Raw genomic sequence first — 17965 nt, 5'->3', positions numbered from 1 at the left:
TTGTGATTATTCGGGTGATGGTGTCTAGCCACGCTCATTCAGTTTCAGTTCTGCCGACTCAGCTTTTCTCCGCACGAGTGGCACGCGTTTGTGCAGCTCCTTGCCTCGCGTTTTCCCACGCATTGCGGATGGTTTCGACCGGCTCCTGAAGATGGTCGGCCATGGCTTTTTCGAGTTCTTTGGTGTTACCGCTCGCTATCAGCTTCGCCAAGTGCTCATGTTCTTCAATCAGCCGCCCACGTCCGCGGTATACCCCAAGCAACTGGTTGAGACAGAGGCCCATTTCCGCCATGAGCGTGGCGAACAGGCGTGACAGCCGCTGGCTGCCGGCAGCATTCACCAACTCGGAGTGAAAGCGGATATCCTGGGCAGCGACTTCGGCCCAGTCTTCCTGTTCGGCCGCTATGCGCATGGATTCCACGCTCGACAGGAGCCGTTCGGTGAGTTCCTGCCTGGCACCGGAGTGAACGATCCGCCGCAATGCCGCACGCTCCACGGCGTCACGGGTAAAATAGATATCCTCGAGATCGTCTTCCGTAAGTTCCGGGACGAACACCCCCCGGTGCGGCTCGCTGATGAGCAGCCCCTCCTGCAACAGGCGTTGGATGGCCTCTCTGACCGGCCCACGGCTGACGCCACAGCTCTCGGCGACCAGCTTCTCGTTCAATTGCATGCCCGGGGGATAGACGCCCGAGAGAATGGCTTCACGAATCTGCTCAGTGACCATGCTGGACATGGTCGAGCGGACGACGGGTTTTGGGCCCGCATGTAACTTCATCATGGCGCACTCCTTCTCGTCATCAATGAAATAACCATTACTTATCATCGTGGCGCCACTTCATTTTTGCATCCATATGCGCTTCCAGGCCTTGCCCGACCAGCGTGACACTCAGCGCGGTAATGAAGATCGCCAGGCCGGGAATCAGCACCAGGGCGGGGGCACGACCCAGGTAGGGCAGTGCTTCGGCCAGCATCGCGGCCCAATCCGTATCGGGTGGCTGCACCCCGAGCCCCAGGAAGGACAGGCTTCCCACCGTGATCAACTTGTGGCCGAAGCGCAGGAACGCAATCGTCGCAAGCGGCCTCAGGACATTGGGGATCACGTGATACACGATGATGAAGGTGCGCGTGCAGCCGAGTATCTCCGCCGCCCGGATATAATCCTTGGAGTTGATCTCCAGGGCCAGCCCGCGCGTCATCCGTGCAAACGGCGACCAACCGGTAATGGTGAGCGCCAGGATCAGCGTGCCATAGCCCGGCCCCAGGATGGCGACCAGGAACAGTGCCACCAGTACATCCGGAAACGAGATCATCAGGTCCACGAGGCGCATCAGGAATTCATCCACGGCACCACCGACCCGGGCACTGATCACGCCCAGCAGGGTGCCAAGCACGGCCGAGATCACCAGGGTAATGGCCGTAATGGAGACCGAGAACTGGCCGCCGTAGAGCAGGCGACTGAAGACATCCCGGCCCAGGTGATCGAGCCCCAGCCAGTGTTCCGCGCTGGGGCCCGAGAAGCGGCCCGAGAGCGTCATGCTCGAAGGGTCGTGCGGAGCCAACCAGGGCGTGAGCAGCAACAGGACGATCACCGTGGCGAACACGATACTGGCCAGCAACAGGGTACGATTATGCCGGGAGAGGTGGACGAGGAAGGTCCACACCATATGTACGTTGCCCATTCTGGACCTCAGGCCCTGCACACTGTCCGGCGAGATTGGGGTATCAAGCTGTGGCATTGTCGATCCTCACTACCGGGTTGAGAACGGTATAGGCCAGATCCGTGACCGTGTTTATCAGCACGGCGAAGGTGACGATAGCGACCAGTCCCGCCTGCAGCACCGGGAGGTCGCCATTGACGATCGCCGTGTAGACCAACCGACCCATGCCGGGTACCGCGAAGATGACCTCGATGACGACCGCACCACCCAGCAGGCCCGCCATCCACACCGAGAACAGCGTGATCACGGGCAGCATGGCGTTGCGCAGGCCATGGGCGATCAGGGTGTGCCGAACGCTCAGGCCGCGGCTGTGCGCCGCCACGATATGGGGGGAGTTGAGCACGTCGATCATCGAGGCTCGCATGACCTGGGTGAAATAGCCCATGGGGCGCAGCGACAGGGCCAGGGCCGGCAGGATCACCGACTCCGGGCCCCGCCAGCCCGCCGACGGCAGCCAGCCCAGATAGAGGGCGAAGACCAGGATGGTCATGGGGGCGAGCCAGTACTCCGGCACGGCCACAAACGCCTGGCTAAGCGATTTGGTCGTCATGTCGAAAGAGCCGCCCTGCCGCAGGGCAGCGATGCTGCCGGCGGGAACGGCCACGGCGAAGGCGAAGCCCAGCGCCGCCAGCGTCAGCACGATGGACACCTTGAGAGCCGACCAGACCTGCTCGATGACCGGCTCACGGCTCATGTACGAGCTGCCAAAATCGCCGGTCACGGCCTTGCCCAGCCAGTCCAGGTACTGCACCAGCAAGGGCCTATGCATGCCCAGCTCGATGCGCAGCGCCTCGACGGTGGCCGCATCCAGATCCAGACGACCGAAACGTGCCCGGGCCAATGCCCGCACCGGATCCGCCTCCCCGATATAGGGGATGAGAAAGACCAGAAAGGATACGACCAGTAACGCCAGTGCCAGCACTGCCAATCGGCGTAATATGAAAATCAACATGCTGTCAGCCCTCCCAGTGATCGTGTGGATCCTGTTCCGGCACGGTCGGAACCAGGCTCCGTGATGCCATGTGTCTCACGAGCCCCCCCCTCACCGGTCGAGCAGCCGCGGCACGTCGCCGAGATCTGCCAGCTGATGATCGTGGAAGGAGGACATCGAGGGCTGAAGTCTCATGCTGTTCATCAGCGGGTCTCCGTTTATTGTTGTCATGCTCGTTTGGGAAACGCTGACATGCTGTGCTCGCGACATGAGCCAGCGCTTCCCTGGAAAAGTCACTAGTGGGACTTGATTTCCAGGTCCTTGTGCAAGGCGGTGCGCTCGTAGGGATGTACCTGATAGTTCTCTACGGTGTTGGAGACCGCCTCGCTGATGGTCTCGTGGATCAGGAACACATGCACCGCCTCCTCCTGCAGGCGTGCCGCGATATCCCGGTAGATGGCATTACGCTCCTCGGGCTCCCCCAGACCACTGGCTTTCTCCAACTGGGCGTCCACTTCCGGATCGCAGAACCCGGCCAGGTTGTGGCCGCCGTCACAACTGTAGTCCGCGACCAGCATGCCGACCGGGTCCCCCACATCGGTGAGGTAACCCCGCGACATCAATACCATGTCGAAATCGCCCGCGAGCAGCTGCGGCTCGATCGCGTTCCATTCCGAGACCCGAATATTCACTTTCATCCCCAACTGCTGAAGCTGGAACTGGATGACCGCGGCGAGGTCGGGCAGTACCGGTCGCTCCACATAAGCCATAAGTTCGAACTGCAGCTCGCTCGCCGGCACACCCGACTCCGCCAGAAGTTGACGAGCACGTTCCAGGTCCTGGGACATGGGGGCGGCATTCTCCGGTGCCCAGGGCGTGTTCGAGGAGAACTGCCCCACTGCCGGGATCACCGAACCTTCATAGACCGCCTCGGCGATACCTGTCAGGTCGATGGCGCTCTGGATCGCCTGACGCACCTTCATGTTGTCCAGTGGCGCGGCACGATTGTTGAGATAGAGCGTGGTGGTTCGCGGCGCTTCGATGGTCTTCACCTCCAGCGTCTTCGAGCGCTCCATCTGCGCCAGTGCCGACACGGGTATCTGGCGAGCGATATGAATCTCGCCGGTTTCCATCATCACGGAACGCACCTGCCCGTCGGGGATGTAGCGCACCTCCGCCTCGGCCAGTTTTACCTCCCCCCCCCAATAGTTCTCGTTACGCTTGAGCTCCAGGCCCTGGCGGGGAATCTCACGCACGATCTCGAAGGGCCCGGTGCAGTGCCCTACCGGGTTGATGCGACCGTCGGCGAACGCCGCCGGGGCGAGGATACCGGTTTCCGTGCTGGCCAGGCGGCTGGGCACGAAGACGTCCGGCGTGTTGGTGGTAACACGCACGACACGCTCACCCACCGGTTCCACGGAGTCGATCACACCAGGATTGAACATTCGCGGCGGAGACGCCGCGTTCAACACCCGGTTGAGCGAATCGCTGACGATTTGCGGCGTCAAGGCGGTGCCATCTTGAAATAACACCCCTTCGCGCAACTGGAACTCCCACTCCGTCGGCGATACCTGCTCCCAGGACTCGGCCAGCGCCGGCTTTATCGAGGCGTCATAGTTCATGTACGCGAGCGATTCCAGGCAGCCGGCCCGCGACAGCACGTAGGAGTCGATAGTCTCCAGCGCCCACCCCGAGGCCGGAGTGTAGAGCTCGCCGAAGACGACCTTCCCACCGGAGGCTGCCAGGGCGGAAGCGGCCATCGGGCCGATCATGGCAGCGACAGCCACCCCTCGGAGCAGGGCGGGTACAGCCTTGAGGCAGTTTTGAGCATTCATGGGTCTCTCCCTCTCGCTTGTTATTGTGCAGAACGACATGTAGTGAAGGACTTCGCAGGGGCATCCTGCCTCTCTTGTTCTTTTTGGTGTGCCGTGATGGCCATGTTTAGGAACCTAGACCTTCCCATACTGGGAAGGTCAAGAGGCGAATGGAAAATCAAGAGAACAATGCCTGGCGCCTCTGGATGCCGTGCCGTACCCGACGCTGCCAACCCTCTCGCTGCCGTTACGCTTGGGCATGTCGCCACGCGTTCGTCAGGCATCCCGCGCGCCACTTCGCCAAGCCTTGCACCGTTGAAAAAAGATAGGGCGACGAAAAAAAATTTGTCAACTGTCTTTTGTAGACAACATACGAGGCTTTCAGAAAGGTTCTTGACCTTCCCACGATGAGAAGGTTTAGGCTTTCCACTATCCCACTGCGGCACACCAGAGGAGGTGGACCATGCCAACCGACAACATGCCGTCAACAACGAAGAACGCCCTCGACGAAGCCGATGCGTACTCCCTGTCCATAGAAGGAATGAGCTGCGCCTCCTGCGTCGGCCGGGTCGAGAAGGCGATCCGCGGCGTGCCAGGGGTCATCGACGCCTCCGTCAACCTGGCCACCCAGCGCGCCCAGGTGGCGTTCGCCGCCGACCAGGCGGACATCGCCGCCGTCGTGCAGGCAGTGGACACCGCCGGCTATCCCGCCGTTACCGACACCCTGGAGCTGACGGTCAAGGGCATGAGCTGCGCCTCCTGCGTCGGCCGCGTGGAGCGCAAGCTCGCCGGCGTACCCGGCGTGCTCGACGCCAGCGTCAACCTCGCCACGGCGACAGCGACCCTGAAAGTGGTCGCCGAGGCCGTGACCCCGCAGGCCCTGATCGAGGCAGTGCAGGCCGCGGGCTACGACGCCGAAGCCGCCAGCGACGCACCGGACCGCAGCGACCGCGAACGCGAGGCCCGCGAACAGGAGATCAGCGAGCTGAAGCGCGCGGTCACCATCGCCGCGGTGTTCACGCTGCCCGTCTTCGTGCTGGACATGGGCTCGCACTTCATCCCCATGCTGCATCACTGGCTGCACATGAGCGTGGGCCAGCAGAACCTTTTCTATCTGTTCTTCGCCCTGGCCTCGGTGGTGCAGTTCGGCCCCGGCCTGCGCTTCTACCAGAAGGGCTGGCCGGCGCTGATGCGCGGCGGCCCGGACATGAACTCGCTGGTGATGCTGGGTACCTCCGCCGCCTGGGGCTATTCGGTGGTGGCCACCTTTCTTCCCCAGGTGCTGCCGGCCGGCACGGTGAACGTCTACTTCGAGGCCTCGGCGGTGATCATCACGCTGATTCTCGTCGGCCGCTATTTCGAGGCGATCGCCAAGGGCCGCACCAGCGAGGCCATCAAGGCGCTGATGAAGCTCCAGGCCAAGACCGCCCGCGTGGTCCGCGACGGCCAGGAAATGGAGATCGGCATCGACGAGGTGCGCCAGGGCGACATCGTGCTGGTGCGGCCCGGCGAGAAGGTCCCGGTGGACGGCCAGGTCACCGACGGCAGCTCCTTCGTCGACGAGTCGATGATCACCGGCGAACCGGTGCCGGTGCGCAAGGAAGCCGGCGCGGACGTGGTCGGCGGCACCATCAACAAGGTGGGCAGCTTCAGCTTCCGGGCCACCAAGGTCGGCGCCGACACCCTGCTCGCGCAGATCGTGCGCATGGTCGAACAGGCCCAGGGCTCGAAGCTGCCCATTCAGGCCATGGTGGACAAGGTCACCAACTACTTCGTGCCGGCAGTGATCGTCGCGGCACTGATCACCATCGGCATCTGGCTGATCTTCGGCCCCGCCCCGGCGCTGACCTTCGCCCTGGTCAACGGCGTGGCGGTGCTGATCATCGCCTGTCCGTGTGCCATGGGCCTGGCCACCCCCACCTCCATTATGGTGGGGACCGGCAAGGCGGCGAAGATGGGCGTGCTGTTCCGCAAGGGCGAAGCCCTGCAGTCGCTGCGCGACGCCAAGGTGATCGCGCTGGACAAGACCGGGACCCTGACCAAGGGCCGGCCCGAGCTGACCGACCTGGTGGTGGCCAAGGGCTTCGACGAGGCCGACACCCTGGGCCTGGTGGCCTCCGTGGAGCGCCAGTCGGAACACCCCATCGCCGAGGCGATCGTCAACGCGGCCAAGGCACGCGGAATGGAACCGGCCACCATCCAGGACTTCGAGGCCATCCCCGGCTTCGGTGTCGCGGCCCGGGTCGAGGGTCAGCGGGTGGACGTCGGTGCCGACCGCTACATGCGCAAGCTGGGGCTGGACGTGGAGGTCTTCGCCAAGACCGCGTACCGCCTCGCCGACGAGGGCAAGAGCCCGCTGTATGCCGCCATCGACGGCCGCCTGGCCGCCATCATCGCCGTCGCCGACCCGATCAAGGAGTCCACGCCGGCCGCCATCCGTGCGCTGCACGCCGAAGGCCTGCAGGTTGCGATGATCACCGGCGACAACCGGCGCACCGCCGAGGCCATCGCCCGACGCCTCGGCATCGACAAGGTGGTGGCCGAAGTGCTGCCCGACGGCAAGGTGGATGCGGTGAAGAGTCTGCAGGCCGAAGGCGGCCTGGTGGCCTTCGTCGGCGACGGCATCAACGATGCACCGGCGCTGGCCCAGGCCGATGTGGGGATCGCCATCGGCACCGGTACCGACATCGCCATCGAGTCCGCCGAGGTGGTGCTGATGTCCGGCGACCTGCGCAACGTGCCCAATGCTATTGCGCTGTCCCGGGCCACCATCCGCAACATCAAGCAGAACCTGTTCTGGGCCTTCGCCTACAACACCGTGCTGATCCCGGTGGCCGCCGGCGTGCTGTTTCCCGCCTTCGGGATCCTGCTCTCGCCGATCTTCGCCGCCGTGGCCATGGCCGCCTCGAGCATCTGTGTGCTGACCAATGCGCTGCGCCTCAAGGGCTTCCGGCCGCCGATCGCGCTCGAAGCGGAGGATGCCGCACCGGTTGGCCACCAGGTCACGCAAGCCGCCTGACTGACAAGGCGCCTCCCCAGGCGGGAGGCGCCCCCCCCCCCGACGTTCGGAGAACAACAACATGAGTCACGACGTTCAGATCACGACGGCCGGCAAGGCCATCACCGTGGAAGACGGCGACACCATACTCGATGTCGCCATGGCGGCGGGCATCGATTATCCCCACAGCTGCCGCGCCGGGCGTTGCGGCGCCTGCAAGACGCGGCTGGTGGAGGGCGAGGTCGACTTGCTCCCCCACACGCGTTTCTCCCTGACCGACGAGGAGCGCGACGCCGGCCTGATACTCGCCTGCCGTGCCCTGCCCCGCCGCGACTGCACCGTCGCCTGGCTGCTCGATGACGAAGAGCGTGCCGCCCACCCGGTGCGCAAGGTGAGCGGTACCGTGATGGCGCTCGACGACCTCACCCATGACATCAAGCGGGTCCGCCTGCGCCTGGAAGATGGCGAGCGCCTTGCCTTCACCGCCGGCCAGTACGCCCAGGTGACCTTCCCCGGCTGCCCGACCCGCGAGTACTCCATGGCCAACCACCCGGACGAGCCCACCCTCGAGTTCCACGTGCGGCATGTCCCGGGGGGCGCCACCAGCACTCATGTGGCCAGCGAGCTGACGGTAGGCGATCGGGTGGCAGTAGAGGGGCCGTTCGGCAGCTCCTACCTACGCGAGAAGCATGCCGGCCCCATCGTCGCGGTGGCCGGCGGTTCCGGCCTGGCGCCGGTGAAGTCCATCCTCGAGACGGCACTTGCCGCCGGCATGCGCCAGCCCATTCATCTCTACGTCGGCGCCCGCGACGAGCGTGACGTCTATCTGGAGCCCCATCTCCAGCAGCTGGCCGCGCGCCACGCCAACCTGAAGATCCATGTCGTGCTTTCCGAGCCCACCGGCCCCACCGGGCGCAGCACCGGCCTGGTCACCGAAGCCATGGCGACGAACCGGGACCGGGTGAGCGGCTGCCGAGCCTACCTGGCCGGCCCGCCGCCCATGGTGGAAGCGGCCACCGAGCTGCTGCTGGCCCGCGGCGTGGCGGCGGACAACATCCACGCCGACGCCTTCTACACCTCGGCCGACCGCGAATCCACAGCGCCGGCACCGACAGAGCCGCCGATCCGGAGTGAAGCCGAGAAAGCCTGCTCTTGCTGCCAATCGACTTCCGCATAGCACTGTTATGCATAGCGATTCACCCGGCAAGCATTCATGCCGGGTGAATCGCGGCACAACAAGGTGAAGCCGCCGGTCGGCAGACCGGCACGAGCCCGCGCAACGCCAGCAGATTCATGCACCTGCGTCAGTGTTGCGCGGGCGATAATCAAATGGATCAGGATGATCTATTTGATTGCCGGATTAATTGCCATTGAGCTGGGATGAGGGGTGATTATGATCGATTTGCTGTACCATCGGGTTTTTCGCCACCTGTTCGCCGCTCAGGTGCTTTCACTGCTCGGTTCTGGGCTGGCTACCGTAGCGCTGGGCCTGTTGGCTTATGACTTGGCGGGTCCCAAGGCCGGGGCGGTCCTGGGTACCGTATTCGCTATCAAGATGATTGCCTATGTGTTCATCTCACCCTTGGCGGCTGCGATTGCGCATCGCTTCACTCGCCGCTCGTTTCTGGTGACGCTGGATATATGTCGAGCCGGCATGGTGTTGATGCTGCCGTTTGTCACAGCGGTTTGGCAAATTTATATTCTTGTGTTCCTTTTTCAAGCATCTTCCGCCGCTTTTACTCCTGCTTTTCAGGCAACCATTCCTGACATCTGGAGAAATGAGCGTGACTACACGAAAGCACTATCGCTGTCGCGCCTGGCTTATGATCTGGAAGCCTTCCTGAGCCCTGTCTTGGCGGCCGCTTTGCTGGCGTTCATGAGCTTCCATTTTCTCTTCCTCGGAACAACCATTGGGTTTCTGGCATCCGCTCTCTTGATCATGACGGTAGTGTTGCCGACGATCCGGAAAAAAACCGAGCAGGTCGGGTTCTTCTCACGGGTGACATGGGGCGCTGAAATATATCTGAAAACACCACGACTGCGCGGGTTGCTTGCATTATGTATTACTACTGCAGCAGCGGGTGCCATGGTGATCGTAAATACGGTTGTGTACGTTCGTGAATACCTTTCCGGATCGGACCAGGATGTCGCCTTTCTATTGATGGCCTATGGAATTGGCTCCATGATAATCGCCTTGTTTCTGCCAAGAATCCTCGATCGCTTGCGTGATCGCAGCGTGATGATGACTGGCGCCGCATCGGCTGTCGTCGTGTTGGCGGCCGCCTCAATGCTTCCGGGTTTTGCAGCTGCACTGATGGTATGGATGGCGTTTGGGGCTGCAGCGGCATTGGTTCTGGTCCCCAGTGGCCGGTTGCTGGCGCGCTCGTCGCATCAGGAAGACCGGCCCGCATTATTCGCCGCTCATTTTTCCCTGTCGCATGCTTGCTGGCTGATCACCTACCCGCTAGCCGGATGGCTTGGTGCGATCATTGGACTCTCGACAATGTTTGTGGTCATGGCTGGAATAGGACTCGTCGGACTACTCATCGGACTATCGGTGTGGCCAAGGGATGACGAGTTATCCCTTGAGCATGAGCACCCACCGCTTGAACATGAGCACTGGCATACACATGATGAGCACCACCAGCACGCTCATGAGGGCTGGGAAGGCCCGGAGCCCCATTGTCATGCGCATCGCCATGATAACCAGAGGCATAGCCATGAATTCGTGATAGACAGTCATCACACTTCGTGGAAGGGCAAGGTGTAAATCCCGGCGACAGCGGTTGAGTTGGCATAACAAGCGCAAACATACGGCATTCTCGATGCCGAGCTGTTCGCGCGCCTCTCGTTCCGCAAGGGCGAAGCCCTGCAGTCGCTGCGCGACGACAAGGTGATCGCGCTGGACAAGACCGGCAGCCTGACCAAGGGCCGGCCCGAGCCGACCGGCAAGGTGGATGCGGTGAAGAGCCTGCAGGCCGAAGGCGGTCGACGACCTTATCTCTTGAGCTGAGAGGATTGCGAAACCTCGATGCGGCAACCACACTGGAATGAAAGGCTACATATGCCGTGTGCGCTCGGGAAATCGACGTTTCTTGCGGTTTCCCTCCCATGCATCGAAACCATCTGTTTGCCCCCCCATGGTGTAATGGGTTTACGGCGTGAAAGTGAATGCACCCATATCAGCAGCCATGCTACCGGGGCACTACTTACGCCGAATGGGCTTTTACGATCCAAATCGAAAAACAGGAAACCCAACTCATGAGCACATTCAGGCCGAAGTACATCACCTTCGATTGCTATGGCACGATGACGAACTTCCAGATGGCCCCGTCGGCGCGCCGGATCTTCGCGGATCGCATTCGCCCGGAGCAGATGGAAGCCTTCGTCGACGATTTCCGGGCCTATCGCCTCGACGAAGTCCTGGGCGACTGGAAACCGTTCAGTGAGGTCGTTCGCAACTCGGTCGAGCGTACTTGCCGCAAGTGGAAGCTGGAGTTCCGCGAGGAGGAGGCACTGGAGATCTACAACTCCGTGCCGACCTGGGGCCCGCACCCGGACGTACCGGAAGGCCTGTTGAAGGTCGCCCACGAAATTCCGCTGGTGATCCTGTCCAACGCCGACAATGACCAGATCCACCACAACGTCGAAAAGCTCGGGGCACCGTTCGCCCATGTCTTCACCGCCGAGCAGGCCCGCGCCTACAAGCCGCGCCTCCAGGCCTTCGAATACATGTTCGACCAGCTCGGCTGCTCACCGGCAGAGTGTATGCACGTCTCCAGCAGCTTCCGCTACGACCTCATGTCCGCCTCCGACCTGGGCTACGGCGCACGTGTTCTGGTCAACCGCAACCATGAACCGAACCTGATGCCGAGCTACGCCACGCATGAGATCAAGGATATGGGCGGTCTGGCCGCCCTGGTGGGCCTCTAAACACGAAGCCACCGTCCTCGATGCGGCCCCACGCTTCGCTCCGCGGCGAAGCGCGGGGCCGCGGTCTGCATTGCACCGAACCCGGCGTCGCTCCCCCTTGTCGACTTTGCCTGGCCTCGCCAGTTATATAGATCGATGACGTTCAGCAGCGCCTCGCCACGCTGATGCCGGCGCAGGTTGTCCAGCAGCACCGGCACGGCCGTCTCGGGCTGGGTCACGCTCGCGATGCGAGGCGTCAGGAATATGGGGGGATGCGCCCCACATGGGTGTGGGATGTGCGTAGGCCCGTATGGAACGGGCCTAGCCTTGACCATCGCTTGCCGACTTTTCAGACAGAGCCCAGGGCAGGCCGGAACGCACCAAGCCCTCTATTGGAAGAACTCGTAGGGAGTGCCCAGCCCCTTGTCGAGGGCCGCTTCGTACAGCATGGCAACCGTCACGGTGTCTTGGATGGCCATGCCGACCGAGTCAAAGATCGTTATCTCCTCCTGGTTTTCGCGACCGGCCTTTTTCCCAAGCAGGATTTCACCGATTTCCGCATGAATGTCTTCCGGTTTGATGATGCCTTCTTTAACGGCATGCTGGGTATCACCGTACTTGATACAAAGCTCGACAGAGTCGTTGACCACCTTGGCCTCTTTGAATATATCGGCACTGATCTCCTGCTTACCCGGCATATCGGAGCCAATGGCAACAATATGCGTACCGGGCTTCAGCCACGCCTTCTTGACGATGGGACCTCTGTGGGCGCGGGTGGTAGTGACGACGACGTCAGCTGCGCGAACCGCCTCCTCCGCGGTTTCGCATTTGCGGATGTTGAGGCCTGTCTCCTCGGACATTTCCCGAACGTACTCATCGAGCGCTTGCGGAGAGGCATTCCACACAAAGACTTCTGAAAAATCCCTCACCCGGATGATGGCCCGAAGCTGTCTACGCGCCTGATTGCCCGCTCCTATGACACAAAGCGTTTTTGCATCCTCGCGTGCCAGATATTTTACCGATATGGCACCCGCGGCGGCGGTACGGCAGCCGGTGATCCAGGTTCCGTCCATGACGCACTTGAGGGCACCGGTACTGGCCTCGAAGAGCATCACGGAATTCATGCCCGTCGGCAGGCCCAGCTCAGGGTTTCCTTTGTATCCACCGGCAGAGGACTTGATGGAGATATATCCCCCAGCAAGATCGAGGCCGCCCTTGAAATCAATGCACGCATGTGAACCAGGCAGCTCTATACTCATGAAATCCGGCTGCACGACTCTTCCGCTGTTAAAGGACTTGTAGCCGTTTTCAACGGCTTCTAGCACCGCATCCAGATCGATGAGCGACCCCACCTCATCCTTGTTCAGCAGCAACGTTTCCATATGCCCTCCTCGATTGACTGGTTAAAAAATGCCTGCCACACGCTCGCCCTGGAGGATCTTGCCGATCATGTCGATGCCCCAGTTCCCGGAGGTAAGGACCACACAGACTTTCTCTTCCTGGCGAGTCTTTACGGCACCTGACAGCAAGGCGGCTATTCCCACGCAGGCCGAAGGCTCCGCGACGAGCTTGGCATCGTTTGCCACCACCCTTACCGCCTCTTCGATGGCCTCTTCCGAGACGGTAACGATGTCATCCACATATTTCTCTATGATCGGATAGGTGTTGTTGCCAGGCCAGTCGCATGCCAGGCCGTCGGCTATCGTCTGCTTGACCGTCGCCCTGGTTCGCTCACCGTTCTGGCGGCTCAGATAGTAAGGGCAGCAGGCCTCTGCCTGGACACCAATCACTCTTATCTCAGGATTGGTCTCTTTAATGGCGGTGGAAATACCTGAAATGAGCCCACCCCCACCAATCGGAACCAGCACGGTGTCCACATCGGCCAGATCCTCCAGGATCTCCAGGGCAATCGTACCCTGGCCAGCCATGACATCGAAATCTTCATAGTTATGCACGATGGTGTAGCCATGCTCCTCGACCTCGGCATGCACCTTTTTCCAGCGCTCTGCGTAGGCACGATCCCACAAGATGACATCGGCACCCATTGACCGGGCATTCTCGACCTTTAGAGCGGGTGTGTCTTCCGGAACGATGACGGTCGCGTGAATGCCGAGCACTTTTCCTGCATAGGCGCATGCCTGGCCATGGTTACCCGATGAACTGGTGATGATGCCCTTGTCCCGTTCATCCTGTGTCAAGGACAAGATCTTGCTCAATGCCCCTCTGATCTTGAAAGCACCGGTCACCTGAAGCATTTCGGGCTTGACATAGACCTGACAGCCCAAAGCCCTGTCCATCTTGCCTTCCCTGAGCAGCGGTGTACGGTACACATAAGGCCGGATGCGCTCTGCCGCGCTTTTAACATCCTCAAGCATTACCGTTGTCTTTTCCATCACCATCCCCTTGATCTGCCGCTGGATTCACCGACCCGCGGCTTGTATACAGCGCGTTCTGTACTGACGCGGGGTCATCCCACAGAGGCGTTTGAAATGCCTCGCCAGATGACTCTGGTCGAAGAAGCCGGTTTCGCTGGCGATCTCCGTCGGCCGCAACCCCTGCTTCATCATCGCTTGCGCTTGCCGGACCCGCACCTGACACACATAGCGATAGGGGGAGATGCCGAATCGCTGACGGAACCGCTTGGCCAGACTGAAACGGGTCATGCCGACCACCTCCGCCAGATCGTCGAGATGGATCGGCTCGCAGAAGTTCTCATCGATGTACTGCTTGGCCGTTGCGATCGCCTGCGCCATTTCGTCCTCGCTTCGCTTCCCGTCAGGGGCAGGCCCGCCGTCTTGCCACACCGGTGGAACGCCGCTCTTCTCGTTCATGCTCCACACTCCCTACGCCAGCGTCACCGCAGGCCCGGCTCCACCGGCATGACAGAACGCACCCTCAGTTGCTGGCCGCCAGGGCAGGCACCAGCTCGTCGAAGTGACGCAGTTCGCTATCGCTGTGGTGGCAGAGTATTTCGTTGCCCTTGTCGAGCCGCACCCGCAGAGGCGACACCCTGTTGCACTTGCCATCGATCCTGACCGGACAGCGCGCCAGGAACGGGCAGAGTGGCGTCGACGAGGCCGGCAGGGCGATCTGCGGTAGCACACCCCGCCCCGCCCGCGTCTCCTCGAGCCAGCCCTGGTGCATCTCCGGTACCGAGTCGATCAACAGGTGGGTATACGGGTGGTACGGTGGCGCCTGGAACGTCGCACGATCGCCCTGCTCCACCTTGGCGCCGGCATACATCACCACCACCTCGTCGCAGATCGCCCGTACCGTGCTGATATCGTGACTGATGAACAGGTAGGAAACGTTCAGTTCCCGCCGCAGCTCCGCCATCAGTTCGAGGATCGCGGCACCCACCACCGTGTCCAGGGCCGAGGTGACCTCATCGCAGAGGATCAGATCCGGCTCGGCCGCCAGCGCCCGCGCCAGGTTGATGCGCTGCTTCTGGCCACCAGACAGTTCACCGGGGCGTCGCTTCGCCAGACTCGCGGGCAGTTGCACCAGCTCCAGCAGTTCGGCCACCCGGCGCCGCCGTTGTGCGCTGCGCATGCCGTGGTAGAAGCGCAAGGGACGGGCCAGAATCTCTTCGATGCTGTGCTGCGGATTCAGCGCCGTATCGGCGTTCTGGAAGACGTACTGGACCCGCCGGAACTCATCCCGCGTACGCCCTGATAACGACTTGCTGAGCGGCTGGCCATCGAGCAGGATCTGCCCGGCCGACGGCTCCACCAGGCCGGCAATGGCCCGCGCAACGGTGGTCTTGCCCGACCCGGATTCACCGATGATACCGACCGTTGCTCCGCGGCGGACCTGGAGGTCGATATCCTGCACAACCCGCTTGCTGCCATAGCAAATCTCGAGATCACGCACCTCGAGCAGCAGGTCCTCTTTCGCCCGCTCTTCTCTCTGGCCAGGGGCGCCCTGGCTCACGGTCGGCTTCATCGCCGCCAGCAGGCTGCGGGTATAGGGGTGTTCGGGTTCTTCCAGGATCTGCTCGGTGCGGCTGTTCTCCTGGATCTCGCCGTTGCGCAGCACCACGATGCGGTCGGCCATCTGCGCCACCACCGCCAGGTCGTGCGAAACGTATACCGCCGTCGTATCGAGGTCGCGCACCACCTTCTTGAACGCCCGCAGCACCTCGATCTGCGTGGTGACATCGAGCGCGGTGGTCGGCTCGTCCAGGATCACCAGCGCCGGATCGGTGATCAGCGCCATCGCCGCCATCAGTCGCTGCAACTGCCCACCCGACACCTGGTGCGGATAGCGCGCCCCGATGTTCTCGGGGTCCGGCAGCGCCAGCGCCCGGAACAGCTCGACCGCCTTGGCCTGCGCTTCGCGCCGCGACAGCACGCCGTGGATCAGCGCGCTCTCGATCACCTGCTCCATGATGGTCTTGGAGGGGTTGAACGCTGCGGCCGCACTCTGGGCGATATAGGCCACGGTGCGTCCACGCAGCTTCGCCAGCTCGGAATCGGACTGCTCGAGCACCTCGACATCGCCGATGCGCACCGAGCCCCCGACGATACGACAGCCGGCGCGGGCATAGCCCATCAGCGCCAGCGCGATGGTGGTCTTGCCGGACCCGGACTCGCCGATCAGCGCCAGCACTTCGCCCTTGTTCAGCGTGAAATCGGCACCGTGCACGATCGGCACATCGATACCCGCTGCGTTACGCGCCGCCACGCGCAGGCCGTTTACCTTGACGATTTCGTTCATCTCAGTTCTCCTCGCGCTTGGCCCGTCCGCCGAAGCTGTCGATGATCAGGTTGACCCCGACGGTCAGGGTGGCGATGGCAACCGCCGGCGCCAATACGGCCGGGGCACCTTCCCCGAGGCCCTGGATGTTCTCCCGTACCAGAGAGCCCCAGTCGGCGTCCGGTGGCTGCACGCCCAGGCCGAGGAAGCTCATCGCGCTCAGCAGCAGTACGACGTAGACGAAGCGCAGACCGAAATCGGTCAACACCGGACGGAGCATGTTCGGCAACACCTCGACGAACATGATGTATGGCATGGCTTCCCCCCTCGCTCGCGCGACCTGGACGAAGTCCATCGTCATGACGTTGACCGCGACCGCACGCGCGATACGGTAAGAACCGGGCATATAGGCCAAGGCGGCCATGACCAGCAGCAGTGGCACGGAAGAGCCGAACGAGGCCACCATGATCAGCGCAAAGATCTTGTTGGGAATCGCAATCAGCGCGTCCTGGGTGCGACTGATGGCAGCATCGAGCCAGCCACCGGAGGCGGCCGCCACCAGTCCCAGCACTACACCCAACAGGCAGGCGAGCACCGTTGCCGCCATTGCCACGCCGAGCGTGTAGGGCGCACCGTGCAACAGCCGGCTGAGGATGTCCCGGCCCAGGAAGTCCGTGCCCAGCGGGAATTCCAGGCTGAGTGAGCCGAAGACTTCATGGCTGACCAGGGCGTTGGCACCATGGGGCGCCAACCAGGGACCGATCAAGGCCATCAGCAGCCAGAACCCGACGACGAATATCCCCAGGGCACCGCTGATCGGCCGTTTGGGGCGGCGCACGGCGCTTGGCGGCTTATCGTCGAACGCCGCCTCGACCACGGCGTCGGCTCGAGCACCCGGAGTACTCAATTTCGGTGATGGAGGAATCGTGTTCGGGTTCATGTGCGCAGCCTCGGGTTGGATACGATGGCAATGATGTCGGCGACCAGCACCAACAACAGAAAGCCCACGGAGAACAGCATGACGCACGCCTGAACCAGCGGCATATCACGCGTCACCACGGCGTTTACCATCAGCGTCGCTATACCCGGATAGTTGAAGATCGTCTCGACGATGACCACACCGCCAAGCAGGTACGACAGGCTCAGCGCCACGGCGTTGGCGATCGGCCCGATCGCATTCGGCAGTGCATGTCGGAGTACCACTCGCACCGGCCGCGCGCCCTTGAGAAGGGCCATTTCGACGTAGGGAGAGCTGAGCTGATCGATGACGGCCGCCCGTGTCATGCGCGCCATCTGCGCGACCAGCACACAGCACAGGGTCAACACCGGCATGGCATAGACACTAAGCAGCTGCAGGAAAGAATCGACTTCAACCGAGCGCGACAGCGCCGACAGCCAACCCAGCTTGACCGCGAAGATCAGCACCGCGATGGTGGCAATCAGAAACTCGGGAACCGACACCAGGAACACCGCCAGCATGTTGGTATAGCGGTCGAAGAGCGATCCGCGATACATCGCCGAGACGATGCCGATGGTCAGCGCCAGCGGCACGGCTATCAGGGCGGTGGCCGCTGCAAGTTTCAGGGTGTTGGGCAGCCGGCTCGCGATCAAGTCGTCGACCGCCATGCCGTTGACCAGCGAAACGCCGGAATTGCCCGTCACCAGGCCACCCAACCAGCTCAGGTAACGCAGGTGCACGGGTTGGTCCAGACCCAATTTCGCGCGCAGTGCCGCTACCACTTCCGGCGTGGCCTCCTGACCAAGCTGTTCCTGGACGGCGTCACCCGGCAGCAGGCTGGTGAGCACAAAGACCACCAGCGAGACGATAAGCAGCGTGAGCACGCCGATGCCCAGCCGGCCAATCACGAGCCGTGGAATGGTGCTGTTCATG

General features: G+C 62.4%; 14 protein-coding genes. 4 read left to right on the top strand and 10 right to left on the bottom strand.

The genetic code is table 11. The features are described from left to right. Window positions 1-58: 58 nt before the first annotated feature. The 4 genes from AC5W54_RS11410 to AC5W54_RS11395 all read right to left on the bottom strand — a co-directional run bounded on the left by AC5W54_RS11410 (window position 59) and on the right by AC5W54_RS11395 (window position 4487). Window positions 59-781, bottom strand: a complete 723-nt coding sequence (locus AC5W54_RS11410) for a GntR family transcriptional regulator (RefSeq protein WP_495962212.1) — start codon at window positions 779-781, stop codon at window positions 59-61. A 34-nt stretch (window positions 782-815) separates the two neighbouring features. Then, on the bottom strand, window positions 816-1739 hold the full coding sequence (locus AC5W54_RS11405) for an ABC transporter permease (protein ID WP_495962211.1): 924 nt from the start codon (window positions 1737-1739) through the stop codon (window positions 816-818). Then, window positions 1726-2673, bottom strand: a complete 948-nt coding sequence (locus tag AC5W54_RS11400) for an ABC transporter permease (RefSeq protein ID WP_495962210.1) — start codon at window positions 2671-2673, stop codon at window positions 1726-1728. The genes AC5W54_RS11405 and AC5W54_RS11400 overlap by 14 nt, the downstream gene beginning before the upstream one ends. Before the next feature lie 275 nt (window positions 2674-2948). Then, complete coding sequence (locus tag AC5W54_RS11395) at window positions 2949-4487, bottom strand: ABC transporter substrate-binding protein (protein ID WP_495962209.1); 1539 nt, start codon at window positions 4485-4487, stop codon at window positions 2949-2951. 442 nt (window positions 4488-4929) lie between these two features. Here AC5W54_RS11395 and AC5W54_RS11390 point away from each other — a divergent pair, with 442 nt between their 5' ends. The 4 genes from AC5W54_RS11390 (at window position 4930) to AC5W54_RS11375 (ending at window position 11397) form a co-directional block, all read left to right on the top strand. Continuing rightward, window positions 4930-7485, top strand: coding sequence for a heavy metal translocating P-type ATPase (locus AC5W54_RS11390; protein WP_495962208.1), 2556 nt, complete (start codon window positions 4930-4932; stop codon window positions 7483-7485). Window positions 7486-7546: 61 nt separating this feature from the next. Then, a complete protein-coding gene (locus AC5W54_RS11385) occupies window positions 7547-8641 on the top strand; it encodes an NADH:ubiquinone reductase (Na(+)-transporting) subunit F (RefSeq protein WP_495962207.1) in 1095 nt (364 codons plus the stop codon). A gap of 216 nt (window positions 8642-8857) precedes the next feature. Next, window positions 8858-10234 carry an MFS transporter gene (locus AC5W54_RS11380; RefSeq protein ID WP_495962206.1) on the top strand — a complete coding sequence of 459 codons (1377 nt, stop codon included), beginning with the start codon at window positions 8858-8860 and terminating at the stop codon, window positions 10232-10234. Between the two features lie 491 nt (window positions 10235-10725). Beyond that, window positions 10726-11397 carry a haloacid dehalogenase type II gene (locus AC5W54_RS11375; protein WP_495962205.1) on the top strand — a complete coding sequence of 224 codons (672 nt, stop codon included), beginning with the start codon at window positions 10726-10728 and terminating at the stop codon, window positions 11395-11397. A 368-nt stretch (window positions 11398-11765) separates the two neighbouring features. Here the strand turns inward: AC5W54_RS11375 and AC5W54_RS11370 are convergent, their stop codons facing one another. The 6 genes from AC5W54_RS11370 to AC5W54_RS11345 all read right to left on the bottom strand — a co-directional run bounded on the left by AC5W54_RS11370 (window position 11766) and on the right by AC5W54_RS11345 (window position 17964). After that, complete coding sequence (locus tag AC5W54_RS11370) at window positions 11766-12758, bottom strand: ornithine cyclodeaminase family protein (protein WP_495962204.1); 993 nt, start codon at window positions 12756-12758, stop codon at window positions 11766-11768. 21 nt (window positions 12759-12779) lie between these two features. Continuing rightward, complete coding sequence (locus tag AC5W54_RS11365) at window positions 12780-13769, bottom strand: threonine ammonia-lyase (RefSeq protein WP_495962203.1); 990 nt, start codon at window positions 13767-13769, stop codon at window positions 12780-12782. A gap of 27 nt (window positions 13770-13796) precedes the next feature. Then, window positions 13797-14207 carry a helix-turn-helix transcriptional regulator gene (locus AC5W54_RS11360; RefSeq protein WP_495962202.1) on the bottom strand — a complete coding sequence of 137 codons (411 nt, stop codon included), beginning with the start codon at window positions 14205-14207 and terminating at the stop codon, window positions 13797-13799. 64 nt (window positions 14208-14271) lie between these two features. Continuing rightward, entirely contained in the window at window positions 14272-16095 is a 1824-nt protein-coding gene (locus AC5W54_RS11355) for an ABC transporter ATP-binding protein (RefSeq protein WP_495962201.1), read from the bottom strand. A 1-nt stretch (window position 16096) separates the two neighbouring features. After that, window positions 16097-17014 carry an ABC transporter permease gene (locus AC5W54_RS11350; protein ID WP_495962200.1) on the bottom strand — a complete coding sequence of 306 codons (918 nt, stop codon included), beginning with the start codon at window positions 17012-17014 and terminating at the stop codon, window positions 16097-16099. After that, entirely contained in the window at window positions 17011-17964 is a 954-nt protein-coding gene (locus AC5W54_RS11345; protein WP_495962199.1) for an ABC transporter permease, read from the bottom strand. The genes AC5W54_RS11350 and AC5W54_RS11345 overlap by 4 nt, the downstream gene beginning before the upstream one ends. Window position 17965: the final 1 nt, after the last annotated feature.

The organism is Halomonas sp. LMYGS-3, assembly GCF_059509875.1.
This window is presented reverse-complemented; position numbering and strand designations above follow the sequence as displayed.